At 63.1% G+C, this 17,935-nt stretch carries 17 protein-coding genes and 1 riboswitch; of the genes, 7 read left to right on the top strand and 10 right to left on the bottom strand.

The genetic code is table 11. The features are described 5' to 3' along the window. Nucleotides 1-8: 8 nt before the first annotated feature. The 4 genes from AC0CMF_RS08855 to AC0CMF_RS08840 form a co-directional block, all read right to left on the bottom strand. Nucleotides 9-836 (bottom strand): urea amidolyase associated protein UAAP1, encoded by an 828-nt coding sequence (locus AC0CMF_RS08855; protein WP_374628573.1) that lies wholly within the window; start codon nucleotides 834-836, stop codon nucleotides 9-11. Nucleotides 837-875: 39 nt separating this feature from the next. After that, entirely contained in the window at nucleotides 876-1,664 is a 789-nt protein-coding gene (locus AC0CMF_RS08850; protein WP_058900441.1) for an ABC transporter ATP-binding protein, read from the bottom strand. Continuing rightward, nucleotides 1,661-2,479: an ABC transporter permease gene (locus tag AC0CMF_RS08845; RefSeq protein ID WP_058900442.1), complete on the bottom strand. Its 819-nt coding sequence runs from the start codon at nucleotides 2,477-2,479 to the stop codon at nucleotides 1,661-1,663. The genes AC0CMF_RS08850 and AC0CMF_RS08845 overlap by 4 nt, the downstream gene beginning before the upstream one ends. A gap of 65 nt (nucleotides 2,480-2,544) precedes the next feature. Next, nucleotides 2,545-3,615 carry a putative urea ABC transporter substrate-binding protein gene (locus AC0CMF_RS08840; protein ID WP_374628572.1) on the bottom strand — a complete coding sequence of 357 codons (1,071 nt, stop codon included), beginning with the start codon at nucleotides 3,613-3,615 and terminating at the stop codon, nucleotides 2,545-2,547. 74 nt (nucleotides 3,616-3,689) lie between these two features. Beyond that, a riboswitch (guanidine-I (ykkC/yxkD leader) is annotated at nucleotides 3,690-3,797 on the bottom strand. 227 nt (nucleotides 3,798-4,024) lie between these two features. Here AC0CMF_RS08840 and trhA point away from each other — a divergent pair. Then, nucleotides 4,025-4,675, top strand: coding sequence for a PAQR family membrane homeostasis protein TrhA (gene trhA, locus AC0CMF_RS08835; protein WP_050471009.1), 651 nt, complete (start codon nucleotides 4,025-4,027; stop codon nucleotides 4,673-4,675). A gap of 67 nt (nucleotides 4,676-4,742) precedes the next feature. On the opposite strand, the gene AC0CMF_RS08830 is transcribed toward trhA, so the two are convergent. Beyond that, nucleotides 4,743-5,513 (bottom strand): L,D-transpeptidase, encoded by a 771-nt coding sequence (locus AC0CMF_RS08830; protein WP_123195607.1) that lies wholly within the window; start codon nucleotides 5,511-5,513, stop codon nucleotides 4,743-4,745. A gap of 226 nt (nucleotides 5,514-5,739) precedes the next feature. On the opposite strand from AC0CMF_RS08830, the gene AC0CMF_RS08825 reads away from it, so the two are divergent. Together AC0CMF_RS08825 and AC0CMF_RS08820 are read left to right on the top strand one after the other, a co-directional pair. Then, complete coding sequence (locus AC0CMF_RS08825) at nucleotides 5,740-6,810, top strand: dipeptidase (RefSeq protein ID WP_374628570.1); 1,071 nt, start codon at nucleotides 5,740-5,742, stop codon at nucleotides 6,808-6,810. A gap of 350 nt (nucleotides 6,811-7,160) precedes the next feature. Continuing rightward, nucleotides 7,161-7,859 carry a GntR family transcriptional regulator gene (locus AC0CMF_RS08820; protein WP_167665881.1) on the top strand — a complete coding sequence of 233 codons (699 nt, stop codon included), beginning with the start codon at nucleotides 7,161-7,163 and terminating at the stop codon, nucleotides 7,857-7,859. A gap of 7 nt (nucleotides 7,860-7,866) precedes the next feature. On the opposite strand, the gene AC0CMF_RS08815 is transcribed toward AC0CMF_RS08820, so the two are convergent. The 4 genes from AC0CMF_RS08815 to AC0CMF_RS08800 all read right to left on the bottom strand — a co-directional run bounded on the left by AC0CMF_RS08815 (nucleotide 7,867) and on the right by AC0CMF_RS08800 (nucleotide 11,783). Then, nucleotides 7,867-9,252: a TIGR03808 family TAT-translocated repetitive protein gene (locus AC0CMF_RS08815; protein WP_208991397.1), complete on the bottom strand. Its 1,386-nt coding sequence runs from the start codon at nucleotides 9,250-9,252 to the stop codon at nucleotides 7,867-7,869. 102 nt (nucleotides 9,253-9,354) lie between these two features. Continuing rightward, entirely contained in the window at nucleotides 9,355-10,353 is a 999-nt protein-coding gene (gene meaB, locus AC0CMF_RS08810; protein ID WP_058900448.1) for a methylmalonyl Co-A mutase-associated GTPase MeaB, read from the bottom strand. A gap of 56 nt (nucleotides 10,354-10,409) precedes the next feature. Then, on the bottom strand, nucleotides 10,410-11,033 hold the full coding sequence (locus AC0CMF_RS08805) for a DUF1131 family protein (protein WP_019962872.1): 624 nt from the start codon (nucleotides 11,031-11,033) through the stop codon (nucleotides 10,410-10,412). Between the two features lie 168 nt (nucleotides 11,034-11,201). Next, nucleotides 11,202-11,783 carry an LOG family protein gene (locus AC0CMF_RS08800; protein WP_050471004.1) on the bottom strand — a complete coding sequence of 194 codons (582 nt, stop codon included), beginning with the start codon at nucleotides 11,781-11,783 and terminating at the stop codon, nucleotides 11,202-11,204. Nucleotides 11,784-11,977: 194 nt separating this feature from the next. On the opposite strand from AC0CMF_RS08800, the gene AC0CMF_RS08795 reads away from it, so the two are divergent. From AC0CMF_RS08795 to AC0CMF_RS08780, 4 genes are all read left to right on the top strand, one after another. Further along, nucleotides 11,978-12,664, top strand: coding sequence for a hypothetical protein (locus AC0CMF_RS08795; protein ID WP_058900449.1), 687 nt, complete (start codon nucleotides 11,978-11,980; stop codon nucleotides 12,662-12,664). Between the two features lie 89 nt (nucleotides 12,665-12,753). Beyond that, on the top strand, nucleotides 12,754-13,779 hold the full coding sequence (locus AC0CMF_RS08790) for a hypothetical protein (protein ID WP_374628569.1): 1,026 nt from the start codon (nucleotides 12,754-12,756) through the stop codon (nucleotides 13,777-13,779). Between the two features lie 26 nt (nucleotides 13,780-13,805). Continuing rightward, complete coding sequence (locus tag AC0CMF_RS08785; RefSeq protein WP_374628567.1) at nucleotides 13,806-15,422, top strand: Dyp-type peroxidase; 1,617 nt, start codon at nucleotides 13,806-13,808, stop codon at nucleotides 15,420-15,422. 53 nt (nucleotides 15,423-15,475) lie between these two features. Continuing rightward, nucleotides 15,476-16,831 (top strand): cytochrome P450, encoded by a 1,356-nt coding sequence (locus AC0CMF_RS08780; protein WP_374628566.1) that lies wholly within the window; start codon nucleotides 15,476-15,478, stop codon nucleotides 16,829-16,831. A 35-nt stretch (nucleotides 16,832-16,866) separates the two neighbouring features. Here AC0CMF_RS08780 and AC0CMF_RS08775 read toward each other — a convergent pair whose 3' ends face one another. Beyond that, nucleotides 16,867-17,904, bottom strand: a complete 1,038-nt coding sequence (locus tag AC0CMF_RS08775; protein ID WP_374628565.1) for an asparaginase — start codon at nucleotides 17,902-17,904, stop codon at nucleotides 16,867-16,869. Nucleotides 17,905-17,935: the final 31 nt, after the last annotated feature.

The following is a 17,935-nucleotide window of genomic DNA, read 5'->3' as shown; positions in this document are numbered from 1 at the left end:
TCTCCCCCTCACAGCGCTGCCAGCGCATTGTTTTCAAAGCCACGCACGGCTTCGGCGGTTGCCGTGCGGCACAGGTCGTCCGCAGCGGGCAAACTGGCCGCAATGCGGGTGATGGTGACGGGACTGGGTGCATAGACCGGACTCGGGTCGAGCGGATGCGGGCAGTTGGAAAAGGCGACGGTCATGTCCATCTCGGCGCGCAGCTCCACGTAGTCGCCAGCCGAGACCATGTCCGCCACCCAGCTGAACCGGCCTTCTGCATCAACACGCACGGGGGCAAACAGGGCAAGAGCGGCGGGAATGTCGCGCTTGTCCAACCCGGCCTTGGTGGCGGCCAGCACGAAGTTGTCGCGGGTGTTGCGCAAGGAGGCTCCGTTTGCGCCGACATATTTGCGGGCATTGGACGCCGCAGTGGACCCGCCCATCAGGCAGTCATGGGTACCGCAGCTGTCCCCGGTGATGGAGAACATCACCTTGCCCATGTCGGAGAAGATCACCCGGCCCATGGCAAGGGCGGTGGTCCACTGAACCTTCACCGTATCGGGCAGGTTCAGCCGCTCGCTCGGATCCGCTGCGCTCCAGGCGACCAGAGACACGGTGGACAGGCCCTCATCCAGCGCAACACGCAGGGTTTCTCCGATCTTGACGCGGGTTGTCCAGTACCAGCCGCCGGGAATGACCTCCCGGTGGATGATCCTGTCTGCGGCGATGGCAGGCGCGGGCTTCACGCTCTTGCCCGGCAGGGCCTTGGGGGCAAACTCTAGACCCTTCTTCTGATGTTCCTCATAGCGCGCCCTGTTGGCGGCGATCTCTTCGGGAGAACGGCGGATGTGCACGGTTGCAGCTCCTGTGGATGGATGGCCGGGCCGTCCCGGCTATTGCCCGTCCAGAGAGACCGGGCCGTCCCGGTCAGGGCGAAAGAGTGAGGGCTGTCCCGCCTTGCGGGGCGGCCAGATGCCGATATCGCGGGTGATGGTGGCCCCGTAGCGCAGCTTCTCCTCGGGCCGGTCGCGCGGGCGCTCGAAGGCGACAACGCGGGTGGCGAGGGTAAAGGCCTCCCGCATGTCATGGGTGACCATGACCACGGTCATCGGCGCCTCGTGCCAGAGCTTCTTCATCAATGTATGGATCTCGGCGCGGATGCCGGGATCGAGCGCGCCAAAGGGCTCGTCCAGCAGCAGCACCTTGGGCCGCATGATCAGCGCCTGCGCCAGGGCAAGCCGCTGCTGCATGCCGCCGGAAAGCTGGGCCGGATACTTGGCCTCGGCGCCAGCAAGGCCAACCGCCGCAATCATCGCCCGCGCCTCATCTGCACAGGTGCGGCGGGCCGCACCGAACAGCCGCCCGGCAATGCGCGAGGCTTGCAGTTCCTTGCCCAGCATCACATTGCCCAGCACCGTCAGATGCGGAAACACCGAGTAGCGCTGAAAGACGACACCCCGGTCCGGGCCCGGCTCCTTCGGCAGCGGCATCCCGTCGAGCAGGATTTCGCCCCTTGTGGGCACCTCCTGCCCAAGCAGCATGCGCAGGAAGGTGGATTTGCCGCAGCCGGAAGGGCCGACCAGCGCAACGAAGGCACGGGACTCGATCTCGATGGAGACATTCTCCAGCACGATCTGGTCGCCATATTCCTTCCAGAGGTGCCTGACGGACAGCGCGCTCATTTGCCCTTCTCCAGTTCAGACCAGGGAAAGACGGCGATGCGCAGCCTGTCCAGCAGGATGTCCGTCACGACAGCCAGCAGGGTGATCCACACCACATAGGGAAAGATCACATCCATGGAGAGATAGCGGCGCACCAGAAAGATGCGGTAGCCAAGACCGCTGTCCGCCGAGATGGCCTCCGCCGCGATCAGGAACAGCCAGGCAGGCCCAAGCTGCAGCCGAAGGCAAGTGATCAGCCGGGGCAGCACCTGCGGCAGCACCACACGCAAGGCAATCAGCCAGGAGGAGGCGGAGAGAGTTTCCGCCTTGACGATCATCTCGCGCGGCAATTCGATGGCCTTGAGCGCTAGGTCGCGGATCATGACGGGAGCAACGCCGATGACGATCAGCGCAATCTTGGACGCTTCCCCCAGCCCCATGACGATGAGCAGCACCGGCAGCAGCGCCAGCGGCGGCACCATGGAAAAGGCTCCGACGAAGGGCGAAAGCAGCGTCCGCGCATAGGGCAGGATGCCGATGACAAGACCGGTCAGCAGCGCGATGACCGTGGCAATCCCAAGACCCGCAAACAGCCGTTTCAGGCTCGCCAGGGTGTCGGTCCAGAGGAGATAGTCCCCCGTCCGCACATCGGGCTCAAGCGCCATGCGGCTGATGGCATCACCAAGTGCCGCAAGGCCCGGCAAGAGCTTGTCATTGGGGTTTTCCGCCAGCCTTGCAGCTGAGCCCAGCATGTAGGCCGCCAGCAGCAGCACGAAGGGCAGCATCACCAGTGTCAGGCTGGCGCCTTTTCCCGGGCGTGAATTGATCCAGCGCATAGGTACCTCTCGGGACAGCGGGAGAGGGAATGGAGGCTCTCCCCATTCCCGGACCGGGCAGGAGATCAGAGGTCGCCCTTGGCGGCTGCTTCCATGAAGGTGCCGGTGAAGCGGAACTTGATGTTCTCCTTGTCGCCCAGCACGCTGCCGTCCGGCATCTCGATACCGATCACGTCCGCAGAGGCGGCACCGCTGCCCAAGAGCCCCTTTTCGAAAAGGAAGTTGCGCACCAGGTCCATGGTCTTGGGCAGGCTTTCCGAGAGGGTGAAGGCCAGGGCCTCATCCGGCTTGCCGAAGAGCATCGTCGCCGCCATCTGCGCCTCGAAGCCGACCAGATCCGTGCCTGATGCCGCGCCCATCGCCTCGCGCGCAGCCTTGCCCTCCGGGCTATCGGCCAGCATGATGCCCATGGTCTCGTACCAGATGCCGGCCAGTGCCTTGCCGAACTCCGGATTGTCCTTCAGCACTTCGGTTTTGGCCACCATGAGGTCAATGATCTCACCGGGGATCTGCGAGCTGTCGAAGACCTTGCGGGCCGAGGGGTCTTCCATGATCGAGGATACGAGAGGGTTCCAGGTCACCACCGCCGTCACGTCCGGTGTCTGGAAGGCGGCCACCATGTCCGCATCGGAGGTATTCACCACCTTCACGTCACGCTCGGACGACCCGATGGTCTCCAGTGCCCGGGCCAGCAGGTAATGCGAGACGGAGAATTCGACCAGATTGACGTTCTGGCCCTTGATGTCCTCCAGACTGTCCTTGTCCTTGAGGATCACCGCATCATTGCCGTTGGAGAAGTCGCCGGTGATCACTGCTGTCGTATCAACGCCGCCGGCGGCCGGGATGGACAGGCCGTCCATATTCGTCAGCGTCACCGCGTCATAAGCACCGGCGGTATACTGGTTCATGGACTCCACATAATCGTTGAACTGGGTGACCTCGATGGTGATGCCGTATTTGTCAGCCCACTTCTTCACGATCCCCTGATCTGCCGCATAGCCCCAGGGCATCCAGCCCACATAGATGGACCAGGCAACCTTGAAGTCCTTCTTGGGAGCAGCATGGGCGGCAAATGGAGCGCCCGCCACGAGGGCTGCAACCGCAATGGACGCCAGGAATTTGGAAATGGTCTGCATTGGTGTTCCCCTTCTTGCATCTTTAGAAAGGGATCGGCATGGACCTTCGCGCCGCCAATCCCTTGGCTTACGAGGTCTCCCGGGCTTTTATCCCGCCGTGCACCCGGCGGACTGTCTCCCCGCCGGTAGCAGCTCTCGGACCAGCCACGTCATGAGACGCCGGAACCCTAGCCGCTAAACTCTGCGTGATGTTTTGCAAGTGCCGTGCCAAGGCGCAATGACTACCGGGACGGCAGGAAACCGGCATTTCCCGCAGACACCTTGCGGCAAGACTGCACAAGACGCAGGGGAAATGCCCACAAATCAGGCATCAGCCGCCATCAAATCTGACAAGAACGGATCTATCTTTGCGCTTGACCGGACGATACATTACGTTGACGTAATCGGAAGATAGCCAGACGAGGGGCGCATGCGGGAGCAGACAAGAGCAGAGCGGATTGCAGACGGAACGGTGCATGTCATCGGCATAGCACTGGGGGTGGCAGCCACCATCATTCTTCTGACACTGGTTATCCCGCAGGAAGATGCGGCTGGGCGCATTGCCAGCATTTCCGTCTATACAGCCTGCCTGATGGCCATGCTGATCTGTTCGGCACTCTACAACATGCTGGCCAAGAACAACCATGCCAGCTGGTTCCGCCGTTTTGACCATGCCGCCATTTTCCTGATGATTGCAGGCACCTACACCCCCTTTGCCGCCATGGTCATCGGCGGCTGGCCGGGCATGCTGGTGCTTGCGGTCGTCTGGACGGGGGCAATCACGGGCGCCACCATCAAGCTGGTGCGCCTGCAGCGCTTTGACAAATACACCGTCCCGATCTGCCTGGCGCTCGGCTGGGTCATCGTCTTTGCCTATCAGCCGCTGCTGCAAAACGCGTCTCCGCTGGGCTTCTGGCTGCTGGTGGCGGGCGGTGCGCTCTATTCGGCGGGCACGGCCTTCTACGCCTGGAAGTCCCTGCCCTTCCAGAATGCCATCTGGCACAGCTTCGTGCTGGCCGCTGCCATCTGCCACTTCGGCGCCATTCTTTCCGATGTGGCCCTGACACCCGTCCTGACCTGAGCCGGAACGGAAAAGGCCCCGCACATGGCGGGGCCCGATCGTCTCGAAAGGCAGGAATGAAAGCGGCTCAGCCGGCCTTCTTCTTTTCCGCCTCGGCCATCTGCTTCTTCACGCTGTCCGGGATGGCATCCCCCAGAACGACGACCTTGGTGTTCATCGGAACGCGCTCATAGAGGTCGATCACGTCCTGATGCCACATGCGGATGCAGCCGCTCGATACGCTGCGGCCGATGCTCTGCGGCTCGGTGGTGCCGTGAATCCGGTACAGCGTGTCGACATTGCCCTGCCACAGATAGAGCGCGCGGGCACCCAGCGGGTTGTCGATGCCGCCATCCATCTTGCCGTCCTTGTACTTCTTCAGCTCAGGGCGGCGTTCGATCATTTCCTTCGGCGGGAACCATGCGGGCCATTCCTGCTTCATGCGGATCGTCGCAGCGCCGGACCAGCCGAAACCGGCCTTGCCGACGCCGATGCCGTAACGCAGGGCCTTCTTGCGGGAGATGGTCCAGTACAGGAAGTGATTATAGGGATCGACGATGATCGTTCCCGGGGCTTCCTTGGTCTCGTAGTCCACAACCTGACGCCAGAACTGCCGGTCAAAGTTCTTGTACTTGATCGCCGGAATGTTCCAGTCGCCATCCTTGCGGGCCGCATAGGCCAGATCATAGTCGAACTTTTCGTCCGGCAGCGGCGGCTGGTTCGGCAGCCCGACAGGCTGCTCGAGCGTCTGGCACCCAGCGGCCGACAGCACCATGAGCGCCGCACCTGAGAAAAGAAAACCACGCCGGCTCAGACCGCGCGACTCACGTTCAAATTCCGAAGCAACATCCGCTGCCATTTTGGGCTCACCCTTGACCTGACGAACCGTCATAAACGCCATCTTTTGCGCCGGTTCTTCAGGAGAAGGCAATATTCGGGAAGAATGGACAAATGAAATCCCCGCGAGCGCGGCAATTCCGCCACAGATGCGTGCTCCGGCTTGCCATATGGGGTGCCGGAATGGCTAAATGGACGCCACTCCAGCCTGCCCTCCGCCAGTTCCCGGCTCCCTTCACGAGGTTCCCTTGAGCGAATCACAGTCCGGCCATCCGCCCGTGCCCGTTTTCGATGGCCACAATGACACTCTCCTCAAGCTGGAGATGCGCGAGCGTGCCGGGCGCGGCAAGTCCTTCTTCGACCATTCCTCAGAGGACCACATAGACCTGCCCCGCGCCCGGGCGGGCGGTTTCGCCGGCGGGCTCTTCGCCATGTTCGTGCCCGGCGTGCAGGACATGCAGCTGATGCGCTCGCTTGGCTCCGCCGATCCGCGCCACTATCAGCGGCTGGGTCAGGAAGAAGCCCTGAGCTGGACCCTTTCCATGACATCGCGTGCCCTGAAGCTGGAAGCCGCTTCGCAAGGCGCCTGCCGCATCGCCCGCAGCGCCCGCGAAATCGAGGCGGCAATGGCAGCCGGACAGATGGCGATGGTGCTGCATATCGAAGGGGCGGAGTGCATCGGCCCGGACCTTGCTGCGCTGGATGTGCTCCATGCCGCGGGCCTGCGTTCCCTCGGCCCTGTCTGGAGCCGCCGCAACATCTTTGGCGACGGCGTGCCCATGGCCTTTCCCTCCTCGCCCGATACCGGCGAGGGGCTGACAGACCTTGGCCGCCAGCTTGTGCGCCGCTGCAATGCTCTCGGCATCATGGTGGACCTGTCGCACATCACCGAAAAAGGCTTCTGGGATGTGGCAGCCATCTCGGACAGGCCGCTCATCGCCTCCCACTCCAACGCCCATGCCCTGTGCCCCAGCGCCCGCAATCTGACGGACCGCCAGCTGGCTGCCATCGCAGAAAGCAAGGGGCTTGCCGGCGTCAATTTCCACTGCGCCTTCCTGCGCGAGGATGGACGCCCCGACAGCAATACGCCGCTCGAAACAGTCGTGCGCCATGCCGCCTATCTCATTGACAAGCTGGGCGAGGATCACGTTGGCCTTGGTTCCGACTTCGACGGATGCCTTGTGCCCCGCGATATCGGCGATGTCTCGGGCCTGCCGCGTCTGATCGCCGCCTTCCGGGACCACGGGTTTGGTGAAAATCTGATCGAAAAGCTGGCCTGGAAGAACTGGATCTCCGTCATCTCGCGCAGCGGAATTTGAAGCCGGTCCATATAGACCGGACCAATCGAGCGTAAACTTGTTTACAGTACTATACAAATTTCATGATAAATTATGATACATGTCCGGATAAGCGTCACTGTAAGCTGATCTACATGCATCGCAGGCCGTTTGCTTCAGAATGAGACAATTCCAGCTGCCGAAGTGGCGCGGCAGGCTTGTTCCCGCCAGAAGGTTCTTCCAAAAGACCGCTTCAATCAGCATTCTGCTGTCAGCGGCACGCTTCAGCCTCCGGTGCCATTTGGGTCTGGTTTGCTGTTTCCTGCCGGGCCGCTGCCCGGAACGTGCATGTGAGAAGGTGGGGGCACAGCCGCATGTCAGTGGCGATGCAGATGAAGTTTCCGACGCTTCCGAAGGAGAACGGGCGCAAATCGAATGCGGTTTACGGCAGCTTGAGACGGCTCATCATGCTGTCGGAGCTGAATGGCGGCAGCATTCTGACCGAACAGTCCCTGGCGCACGAGTTCGCCTGCTCGCAAGGCACCATCAGAGAGGCGCTGCTGCGGCTCGAACAGGATGGGCTTGTCGAACGCAGGGGCTATCAAGGCACCTTCGTCACAAGCATCAGTGAGGCCGAGGCAGAGATCCTCATCCACCAGCGTATTGCCCTCGAAAGCGCCGGCATCGCCCGGGCCTGCCTGAACATTGATACGGCCACCCGTGAGTTCCTGCTCCAATCGGTCGAAGATTACCGCAAGATCCGTGATCTGGGGGATGGCTACCTTCTCAGCCGTGTCGATCTCGCTTTTCACTTGAAACTGTTCGAGCGCGCGGATTTGCCAAACCTGATGCCGGTTCTGGCGCGGACACTTCTGCTGGTTCACCGTTTCATGATCGCCCAGCGCGTGGGGGAAACCTTCTGGCTGGATCTGTTCCCGGATCAGCATGTGGCCATCATCGAGGCAGTTGGTCAGCGGGACCCGGAGCTCTGCCGCAAGCTGATGGCACGGCATGTGGCCTCCAATATCGAGGCTTTCCATCCCATCATGTTCAGGCGCCTGTTTGGCGGCATGGATCAGCCCTCCGCCTGAGGGGCTGTCAGCCGCTCACCGTGTTCCCCGAAATTGTCAGATGCTGCGGGACGGTGCGGGCTCCGGCAAGGTCGCCGGTCACCGCCTCGCGCCAGCGGTGGCCGACAATGGCCCCGCGGCGCGCTGCGGAAATGATATTGCCCTGGATGACGGCCGTGCCCGCGCCCTCCACCACGGTCACGGCAATGCCCAGCGGGCAGTCTCTCAGAATGTTCTGGGCAATCAACAGGTCGCGCATGTAAGGACCCCAGCCCGCAAGGATGCCGTATTTGGGCGCGCCTTCGACCACATTGCCGCTGACCACCGTATCGGCCTCCACGGCGATGCCGATGCCAAAGCCCGCCACTTCTTCCGGATAGGGGCCATCCAGGCGGATGTTGCGCACGATATTGCCCGTGACCGACGCCAGCCGCCCGCCCTGCTGGAAGTTGGCAACCGAAATACCCATGGTGCCGCCATCCACCAGATTGCCGGAGATGATGGCCCCCTCGAAGCTGAATTCGCTGTAAACCGCCGTCTCGCCCGAGCGCAGGCATGTGTTGCCGCTGATCTGCACATTGGAAGCCGAGTTGGCCCGGATCGCTGAGAAGGCGCAGTCCGACACGTGGTTGTTGGCGATGATGACGCCGCCCGCGCGAAAGACATTGATGCCATTGCCGTGCTGACCGGTGCCGCCCGCCTTGGCTGCAATCGCGCTGATCCGGTTGCCCGTGATCAGCGTGCCGTCCTCGCCTCGCGTCCAGCGCAGCACCAGCAGCCCGCCATTGGCGCATCCTGTAATGGTGTTGCCGGAGAAGGTCAGCCCCGCACCCTCGACGGAGCGGATGCCGGCCTCCGCCGCGCCGGAAATCACGCAGCGCTCCACATGGCCGCTGCAGCGGTCCAGCGCCAGTCCCGATCGGCTGGAACCGGTGATCTCACAATCCGTCATGCCGAGATTGGTGACGCCAATAAAATGCAGCAGGCCGAAGCTTCCCTCCCCCAGCGTCTTGTTGCCACCGTCAAAGGAGAGGCCCTCCAGACGGATGCGGCTGGCGCCATTGGCCCCCATCAGCACACCGCCGCCGCCCAGATGCACCAGCTGTGTGCGCCCCGGCACGCCAACAATCATGGCACCGGAGGGAAGATCGAGGTTGGAAACGGGATAGCTGCCAGCTGGCAGAAACAGCGCCTTGCCGCGGGCCACGGCCCGGTTGATGGCCTTCTGCATGGCGGCGCTCTGGTCTTCGGGCCGGTCCGGCACAAGGCCCAGATCCTGCCCGTCAATGCTGCCGCGCAGATCCGCCACCTGTGTCAGCGCCAGAACAGGTGTGCCGGAAAGGCACAGGCCCAGCCCGGCCAGAAAGCCCCTGCGGCCCATCTTCAGCCTGTCTGACCTGCAAATCCCGCTCATCGCCTCACCGCACGTTTCAATCTGGCGCAGCAGGCGGCGCTGCCACCTGCCATTGTGCAACAGGGAGCAAGAACCATGCCCGCAGACAGGGGCAAGCAAGGGTCAGATGCCGGTAAGTCTGGCGATGTCCTCCACGGCGGCGGAAGCGGGAACCTCGCCGGAGCGCACCTTGTCCTCAAGCGCGCGAATATGGGCGGCCCGGCCGGGATCGCGGGTCAGGGCCTCCATCAGCCGCTGTTGCAGCATGTCCCACATCCAGGACACCTGCTGGCGGGCGCGCCGCTCCTGCCATTCGCCGGTCGCCTGCATCTTGTCGCGGTGCAGTTCCACCTGCGCCCACATCTCGCGCAGGCCCTCGTTGGCAAGGCCGGAGACCGTCACCACCGGCGGCGACCACGTGGGCGAGCGCGGTGCCATGATATGCAGCGCACTGCGGTAATCGGCCGCCGCCGCCCGCGCCCGCATGGCCCCCTCGCCGTCTGCCTTGTTGACGGCGATGAGGTCGGCGATTTCCAGGACGCCTTTCTTGATGCCCTGCAACTCATCGCCGGCGCCCGGCAGCATGAGCACGAGGAAGAAATCGACCATCTCCGCGACGGCCGTTTCCGACTGGCCGATGCCGACCGTCTCCACAAGGATCACGTCGAAACCGGCCGCTTCACACAGAAGCATCGTCTCGCGTGTGCGCGCCGTCACGCCGCCCAGCGTTCCGGCGGAGGGGGATGGACGGATGAAGGCCTTCGGATCGACAGCCAGCCGCGCCATGCGGGTCTTGTCGCCCAGAATGGACCCGCCGGTGCGGGTGGAGGAGGGATCAACCGCCAGCACCGCGACCTTGTGGCCATCTTCGGTCAGGTTGCTGCCCAGCGTGTCGATGGTGGTGGATTTGCCGACGCCCGGCACGCCGGTGATGCCGACGCGCTGTGCCTTGCCCGTATGGGGCATCAACAGGGTAAGAAGCTCCCGCGCGGACTGGCGGTGCTCGGCCTTGCGCGATTCCACCAGCGTGATCGCACGGGCCAGCATCGCCCTGTTCCCGGCAAGGATCTGCCGGGCGAGATCGTCAACGGACGGCGTGCGGACAAGGGATTCGGCGCTCATGCCTTCAGGCTTAGCCGATCAGGCCCGCCCCGTCACCATCGCCGAATGTCTGGGTGTCAGCCCTGAGCGGTAGGCGTCCAGACGATGCGCTGCAGGGCAGCGCCGCGCAGCTGGCCTTCATCCGGCAGGGCATCCCAAGGGCCCTGATACTGCGGAATGGCGAAGACAAGCTCCACATTCGGCGCGCCCTTGGAACGGCAGATGGCCATGCCGCGCCACAGGTTCTGGCCGACACGGCAATCGGACCGGCGCATGCCGGCCTCGGCAAAGGTCATGCCGATGCGCTCGCCGTTGGGGCCGGCCAGATGATGGGTCACGCCATGCACGGCGCGGACATTGCCATCCCGTCCACGGAAGATCTGCAGCACCTGGAAACCATCCGAGTTGAACGCGCCCAGCGCATTTTCGGTGGTGGTTTCTTCCGCCGTCTGGATGGTGTCGGTGGTAAAGCCCGGAAGGGCAGCCTGAATGGCCTTGGAGGAATAGGCCGTTCCGGCACGGATGCCGCCAACACCGGCCCCGGTGATCTGCACCAGCGTCACATTCGACGTCCGCGCGGCCGGCACCGCTGCATAGGACATGGTGCTGACCGAAGACGTGGTCTCCGCATAGTCCGACGTTCGCGAGCATGCGGGCAGAAGCAGGGCAAGACCAAGTGCAGCGGCAAGCGGAAGACGCATGTGAGAATTACTCCGGACACTAGAATGATGCTTCGGCAAATCGGCAGGCAGCCGGGCCAGACGGCATTCCTTTGCCAGCCAATTGGGGCAGCCCTGCGGCAAGCCTGCCCCCTGTTGCGCGGGACAATGGTTGATCCGGGTTAACCAGCCGTTTCGATCAGCGGACTGTCAGGTATCCTGTTTCTTGATCCACTTGGAAATCACCGGCGGCACATAGGCTTCAAAGCCTGCGATCAGATGCGCCGGATCTTCCGATACCAGCAGCATACTGCGCATCTCCGCCCGCACAAAGCCCTTGGAAACCTGCTCATCGAGGAAAGTCAGCAGCGCATCGTAAAAATGCGCCGTATTGAGCAGGCCGAAGGGCTTGGAGTGATAGCCAAGCTGCCCCCAGGTCCAGACCTCGAAGATCTCTTCCATGGTGCCCGTGCCGCCCGGCAGGGTGATGAAGCCATCGGAGAGTTCGGCAAACATCGCCTTGCGCTCATGCATGGAGCGGACAATGTGAATTTCACTGAGGCCCTTGTGCTCCATCTCCTTGGCCTTGAGGGCTTCGGGAAGAATACCGATCACCTTGCCGCCCGCAGCAATCGCACCATCGGCCACCGCGCCCATCAGGCCCACCGCGGCCCCGCCATAGACCAGCGTCTTGCCCGCCTCGGCAATCACCCGCCCCGTCTCGCGGGCGGCCTGTTCAAATGCCGGGTCCGTGCCGAAATTCGACCCGCAGAAAACGCAAATGGACTTCATGTTCTTCCTCGCCCGTACAGCCGTTCGAAGCAGCTTGTTAAAGCAAGCCTCTGGGCAGGTCCATCCATCAGCGGCACACACACCCTATAACCCATGATTGAATTTGCGGTTGCATACCCGCTCTGCGGATTTTTATGTGGTTTCACGGATGCGCGAGTGCTACCTTAACGCGAAATGTCTGAGGGGGCGTTGAAATGTCGAATGTTGCGGGCAAAGCCTATGGCATGAACGTGATCACGCCGGTTCCGCCGAAATGGTCCTGGCTCAATGCCCTGATCTTCATGGTCGCCCGCGTGCTGCCATCGACGCTTTCCGGTCTGCTTGGCCTGTCGATCATCCATTTTGCCCGCTGGGTCATCATCCGGCGCGACCAGTGGCCCGATCTGGGGCAAGGAAAACAGACGCTCCAGAACGATTACATGCTCTTCTGCAGCAATTTCAACGGCACCTGGGACCAGTATATCGACGCCTTTTCCGATGGCATTCCCGGCGGCCTCGATCTCTTCTGGTACTGCTCCACCAAATACCCTCATTCCATTTCGATCTCACCCTTCAAACGCTACATCCGGGCGAACCAGATCGACACGGACTATTATTACAATGCGACGCCCGGGTCCTCGCAGCGTGAAATCAAGATGGCGCTCAGGGTCTACAGCCAGCTTTTGCCGCTGGCGGAAGCCCATGGCCGGATGACACCGGAACAATTTTCCGAGGCGTACCGCAAGGCCTGCATCGCGGCCCAGAACAACCTGGGCGTTCCCGGCTTTGCCCCGGTCGCCAGTAACGACACCGAAAACGCCGACCGTAACCGCGAGCCTTATGTCCGCGCCCGCTGGGGCAGCCCACCGCTGCCCAGCGGCCCCGCATCTCCGGGCGCCTGATAGCGGCGCCTGATGCCAGCCCCTTCACCGGTCCCGCTTTCCTGCTGCTCGCGGCACCGCAACGGCCCAACCTGATCCGGAGGAACCCAATGCCCAGTTTCGATGGTGGCCACTATTTTCTCACCGTTCTGGTGCCGGTCCGCACTGACCTTCTGCCGCAAACGAAAGTGACGGACGAGTTGCTGGAACGGGACGACAACACGCCTGTTTCCTATGCCGACCAGTTGCGCAGCACCCTCTCCACCTTGCCGGTGGCGCTGCAATCGCCTGCGACCATTCACACAGGCATCCAGAGTTTCTTCGCACGTAACCTGCGCACACATCTCACACGCTTCGTGGTCATTGAGACCCCGATGTACAATGGCCGGAATCCGCAGGATTCCATTTATGCGTCCATCGCCGCAACGGACCTGACGCAGCCTCAGCCGCAGGATCAGCTTTCCTGCCCCTACCTGCTCTGGGCCGTGGATTTTGATCCCGTCGACCCCAAAGCTCCGCCCTCCGAGGAACCCGCTGCCTACCTGCGCGAACTCTGGGCCCAGATGCAGCCGATGCTGCATGATGTTTTCATCAACTGCTACGGCTTTGCCGACCGGGTGAAGGACGCGGACAGCTTCGCCCGCTACATCCTCGACTGCCAGGTCGAGACGACCATGCCCTTCAACGACTACTGGATCACGCCGCCGCCCCTGCCTTCCCTCGGTGGCTTCTTCAGCTTCTACGCGTTTCCAGCCATTCTTGCCGGCGCTGCCTTCGTGCTCGGCCTCATCGGCTGGCTGATCAGCGGTCTCTTTGGCGTTGATCCCTTCCTCTGGATGGCAGCCTCCACCTGGGGCTGGATCACCTGCGGCGGTTTCATCAGCCTGCTGCTTCTGGCGGTTTTCGCATACGTCCTGGTCCTGCGGCGGGGCGCCGTTCCCTTCCCTCCGGCACCCAATTCCGATCTGCGCTCCGTTCTCAAGGCTATCTATCTGCAGCGCCATTTCACGCGCTTCATGATCGCCAACCAGGGGCTGGATGACGAAACGCTCTACCGGAACTTTGGCGAGTTCATCACCCAGCATCAGCCCGCAAATGTGTCCGCGCCCACCCAACCGCCCGGTGTCATCGGCTGAGCCGCCGACGACGAGGAGACTTCTTCATGACCGTGAAACTCGATCTCGCCGACATTCAGGGCAACATTCTGGCGCCCTATGGCAAGCAGGGCTATCCGAAAGCACGCTACTTCACGCTGCGGATCAATGACCCCGCCGAAGGGCGGCGTTTTGTCGAGGCGATCCGCCGCAAGGTCACGACGGCCGCATCCCTGCCGGGCAGCAAAGGCACTGCCGTCACCCCTCCCGAAATCGCCATCAACATCGCCTTCACCTTCTCCGGCCTGTTCATGCTGGACGTGCCGACACGCACCCTGCAGGGCTTCCCGGACGAGTTCATCGACGGCATGCCCAAGCGCTGCATGATCCTGGGGGATGATGGCCCCGCCGGTTCGATCAAGGACTGGGATCCGGTCTGGCGCACCAATGGCGAGCCCAATCTCGCCATCGCCCGGCGCATCCACATGCTCGTCACCCTGAATGCCCGGATGACGGTCCCCGATGCCCTGGAAAAGGCCACGGCGAACCTGCGCGCCCTTTGTGCGGAACATCGCGTCGAAATTCTTGCCGGACACGGCGGCCCCAATCCGGATTTCCAGGAAGTCACCGTCCTCTACGACCGCTCGTCAGGCCACCCCATTCCGACGCCAAAGGAGCATTTCGGCTTCACCGACGGCATCAGTGACCCGGTGTTCCATGGCCAGTACGGGCCTGAAACGGAAAAGACCGTTGTGGTTGGCAACGGCAAGCTGACGCCGGACCAGACATGGGAGCCGCTGGCGACGGGCGAGTTCCTGCTCGGCTATCCGGACGAGGCGCAGGAAGTGCCCGGCGCGGCCATGCCGCTGGAGTTCTCGCGCAATGGCACCTTCATCGCCTACCGCAAGCTTCACGAGAACGTCGCCACCTTCAAATCCTACATGAGCGAACAGGCAGAACTCTACGCCCGCATCATGGGCGTTCCGCAAGACGAAGCCTATGAGACGCTGATGGCCAAGTTCGCCGGGCGCTGGTCCGACGGTATCCCGCTCATCCTCGCCCCAACCTATCAGGACTGGATCAGCGAGCGCTGGAACACGTGGCGGTCGGATCTTCTGAAGGCACAGATTGCAGGCGATGATGCCAAGGTGCTGGCTCTGTCGCAGGTGATCACCGACTACGACTTCAAGGGCGACCCCAACGGCACGGCCTGTCCCATCACCGCCCATACCCGCCGTATGAACACCCGTGACAATCTCGATCCCGGCTACGGCTCGGCTGAAACGCGCAAGAGGGCGTCATCGGTCCTGAACAACCGGCGCCGCATCCTGCGCCGGGGCCTGCCCTATGGCGCCAGTGATCCGGCAGCGCCCACCGACGACGGTGACCATGGCGTCCTGATGCTGATCATGTGCGCCAGCCTGTTCCGCCAGTTCGAGTTCGTGCAGCAGCAGTGGATCAACTACGGCCTCGATTTCAACGCCGGAAACGACACCTGCCCGATACTCGGCCGTCACGATGCAGAGGCCAAATTCGTCATTGCAGTGGGTAAGGACAGCGGCAAGCCGCCGTTCATCGCCGCCCGCCTGCCTCAGTTCGTCACCATGCGCGGCGGCGACTACTTCTTCGTCCCCAGCATGACCGCGCTGCGCATGCTGGGCATGGGCATCATCGATCCGACCTGATCCGCAGCGGGAAGGCAAACCGCACCGGAACAGAACGAGGGAGACAAACGGGCATGGCAGTCATCGGCAATCTGATCAAGGCGGTTCTGGTCCGCCTCGCCATGCTGTGGGACGCACTGGCGGCCATTGTCCGGCTGGCCGTGGCGCTCATCCGGGGCGGCCTGTCAGCGCTGACGCAACCTGCGAACCTGCGCGCCGTCATGGCCATCGCCCGGGCCTTCCTGCCCAATCTGGCCATTTCGAAAAAGGTGGTGACGGCCTACGACAACACCGGCACCGTCTTCGTCACCCGCAATGCCGATGTGCGCGAGGTGCTGGACAGGGAGAGCGATTTCGGCGTCGTCTACGAACCGAAGATGCGGGCGCTGACAGGCGGCGGCAACTTTTTCCTCGGCATGCAGGACACGCCGGACTACACCCGGGATGTCTCCAACATGCGCCTCGCCATACGGCGGGAGGATATTCCCGGGCTCGTCCAGCCGCTGGCACATCAGACGGCGCAAGCCGCCGTGGATTCCGCTGTCAGGCGCATTGACGTGCCGCAGGATCTGTCCCTGCTGGTGTCCTGGGCCATCGCCGCCCGCTATCTCGGTTTGCCGGGACCGGACCGGGAGACGATGACCGCCTGGACCACCATCATGTTCTGGTACCTTTTCATCGATCTGGCAGGGGACAAACAGGTTGAGCAGCAGGCGCTTGCCGCAGGAAAAGCCTGCTGTGACTACATTGATCAGGTCATCGCGGCCCGCAAGGCTGCCGCTGCAGGTGACCCGCAGGGCTTTGCCGGGGAGGATGTCATCAGCCGCTGCCTGACCATGCAGGCCGCAGGCATGCCGGGCATGAGCGACGTGGAGATCCGCAACAATCTCTTCGGCATGCTCATCGGCTGCATTCCGACCATCAGCAAGGCGGCCGTTCAGGCGCTGGATGTGCTGCTGGACCGGCCCTCAGACCTCGCCCGCGCGCAAGGCGCCGCCCGCGCCGGAGACGAGACGCTGGTGGCGCAATGCATGTTCGAGGCGCTGCGCTTCAACCCGGTCAATCCGGTCATCTACCGGCGGGCCAACCGGGATACCCGCATTGCACGCGGCACGCTGCGGTCGGTCAAGGTGAAGGAGGGCGCAATGGTGATGGCGGCCAATCTTTCCGCCATGTTCGACCGGTTCCTGATGGAGGCACCCGAGGACTTCCGCCCCGGGCGGCCCTGGAGCAGCTACATCCTCTGGGGCTATGGCATGCACACCTGCTTCGGCGCCCACATCAATCAGGTGGCCATTCCTGCCGTTGCCATGCCGCTGCTGCAAAAGCAGAACCTGCGCCGTGCGCCGGGGCCTGCCGGCACGGTGGACACCACAGCGGGCGGCAAGGCAACGCCTTTCCCCGTCCACTGGACGCTGGAATTCGACTGAAGCCGGGCAACTGTCCGGTGGCATCCGGCCCGCCGTCAGGCACTGACGCTGGCGGCGCGGCGCAGGTCCGTCAGGAAGTCCTGCGCGGGGCGGATCAGCCCCACCTCTGCATTATTCCGGCTTTTCAGCACCGGCTGGCGCAGGTCCGCCAGCAGGCGGGCTTCGTCGTCATTAAGATCCAGGAAGGCCTCCAGCACGGCAGCCATCATCACTTCCGAGGCCCGCGACGCGCCGTCATCGCATTTCAGCGCGATGCCAAGCCCCAGTTCGGGGATCGCGGCACAGAACACGCCCTCCGCCCCGGTCTTGACGAAGACGCGCTGGCGCAGGCCTTCCATGGCACGGGTGCAGAAGCGGCCGGTGCCAGCCACCATGAAGGGATTTTCAACACAAGCCTTCAGCAGCCGCTGCGCCGCCTCCGCCCGCTTCGGCTCAAGCCCTTCACCGGTGCCGAAGGCCGCAAAGGCGCGGGCAAAGCCGTCCAGCGGGCTGGCATAGGTGGGGATGGAGCAGCCGTCGGTACCGCAGACATCCGCCGTCAGGCTGTCGCCAGTGAGGGATTCCAGCACGAGGCGGATTTCCTGCTGCACCGGGTGGTCCGATTCCACATAGCCCTTCGTCTTCAGCCCCATCGCCTTGGCAAGACCGAGGAAACCGGCATGCTTGCCCGAGCAGTTGTTGTGCAGGGCGCAAGGGGTTTCATCAGCGCGCGCGAGGCTGGCAATATCCTCCAGCCGGGAAGGCCACTGAACGCCGCATTCAAGGGCATCCTCATCCAGCCCCGCCTTGATCAGCATGACGCGGGCGGCATTCACATGCCGCTCCTCGCCGTTGTGGGAGGAGCAGGCCAGCGCCAGTTCCGGCGCCTCATAGCCCAGCGCATCGGCGGCACCCGATTCAATCAGCGGCAGCGCCTGCAGCGCCTTGATGGCCGAGCGCGGAAAGACCCGGGCGCCCGTGTCGCCAATCCGCAGCACCGGATCACCATTGGCATCGAAGATGGCAATCGCGCCCCGGTGGCGGCTCTCGGTCATCTGCCCGCGTGTCACTTCCACAAGGACGGGATTGCTCATGTTTGCCAGTCTCCTCAAGGATTTCCGTTTG

The sequence above is a fragment of the Pannonibacter sp. CBAS1226 genome, from assembly GCF_055685825.1.
Note: the sequence above shows the minus strand (reverse complement) of the source record. Positions and strands in the feature narration are given on the sequence as shown.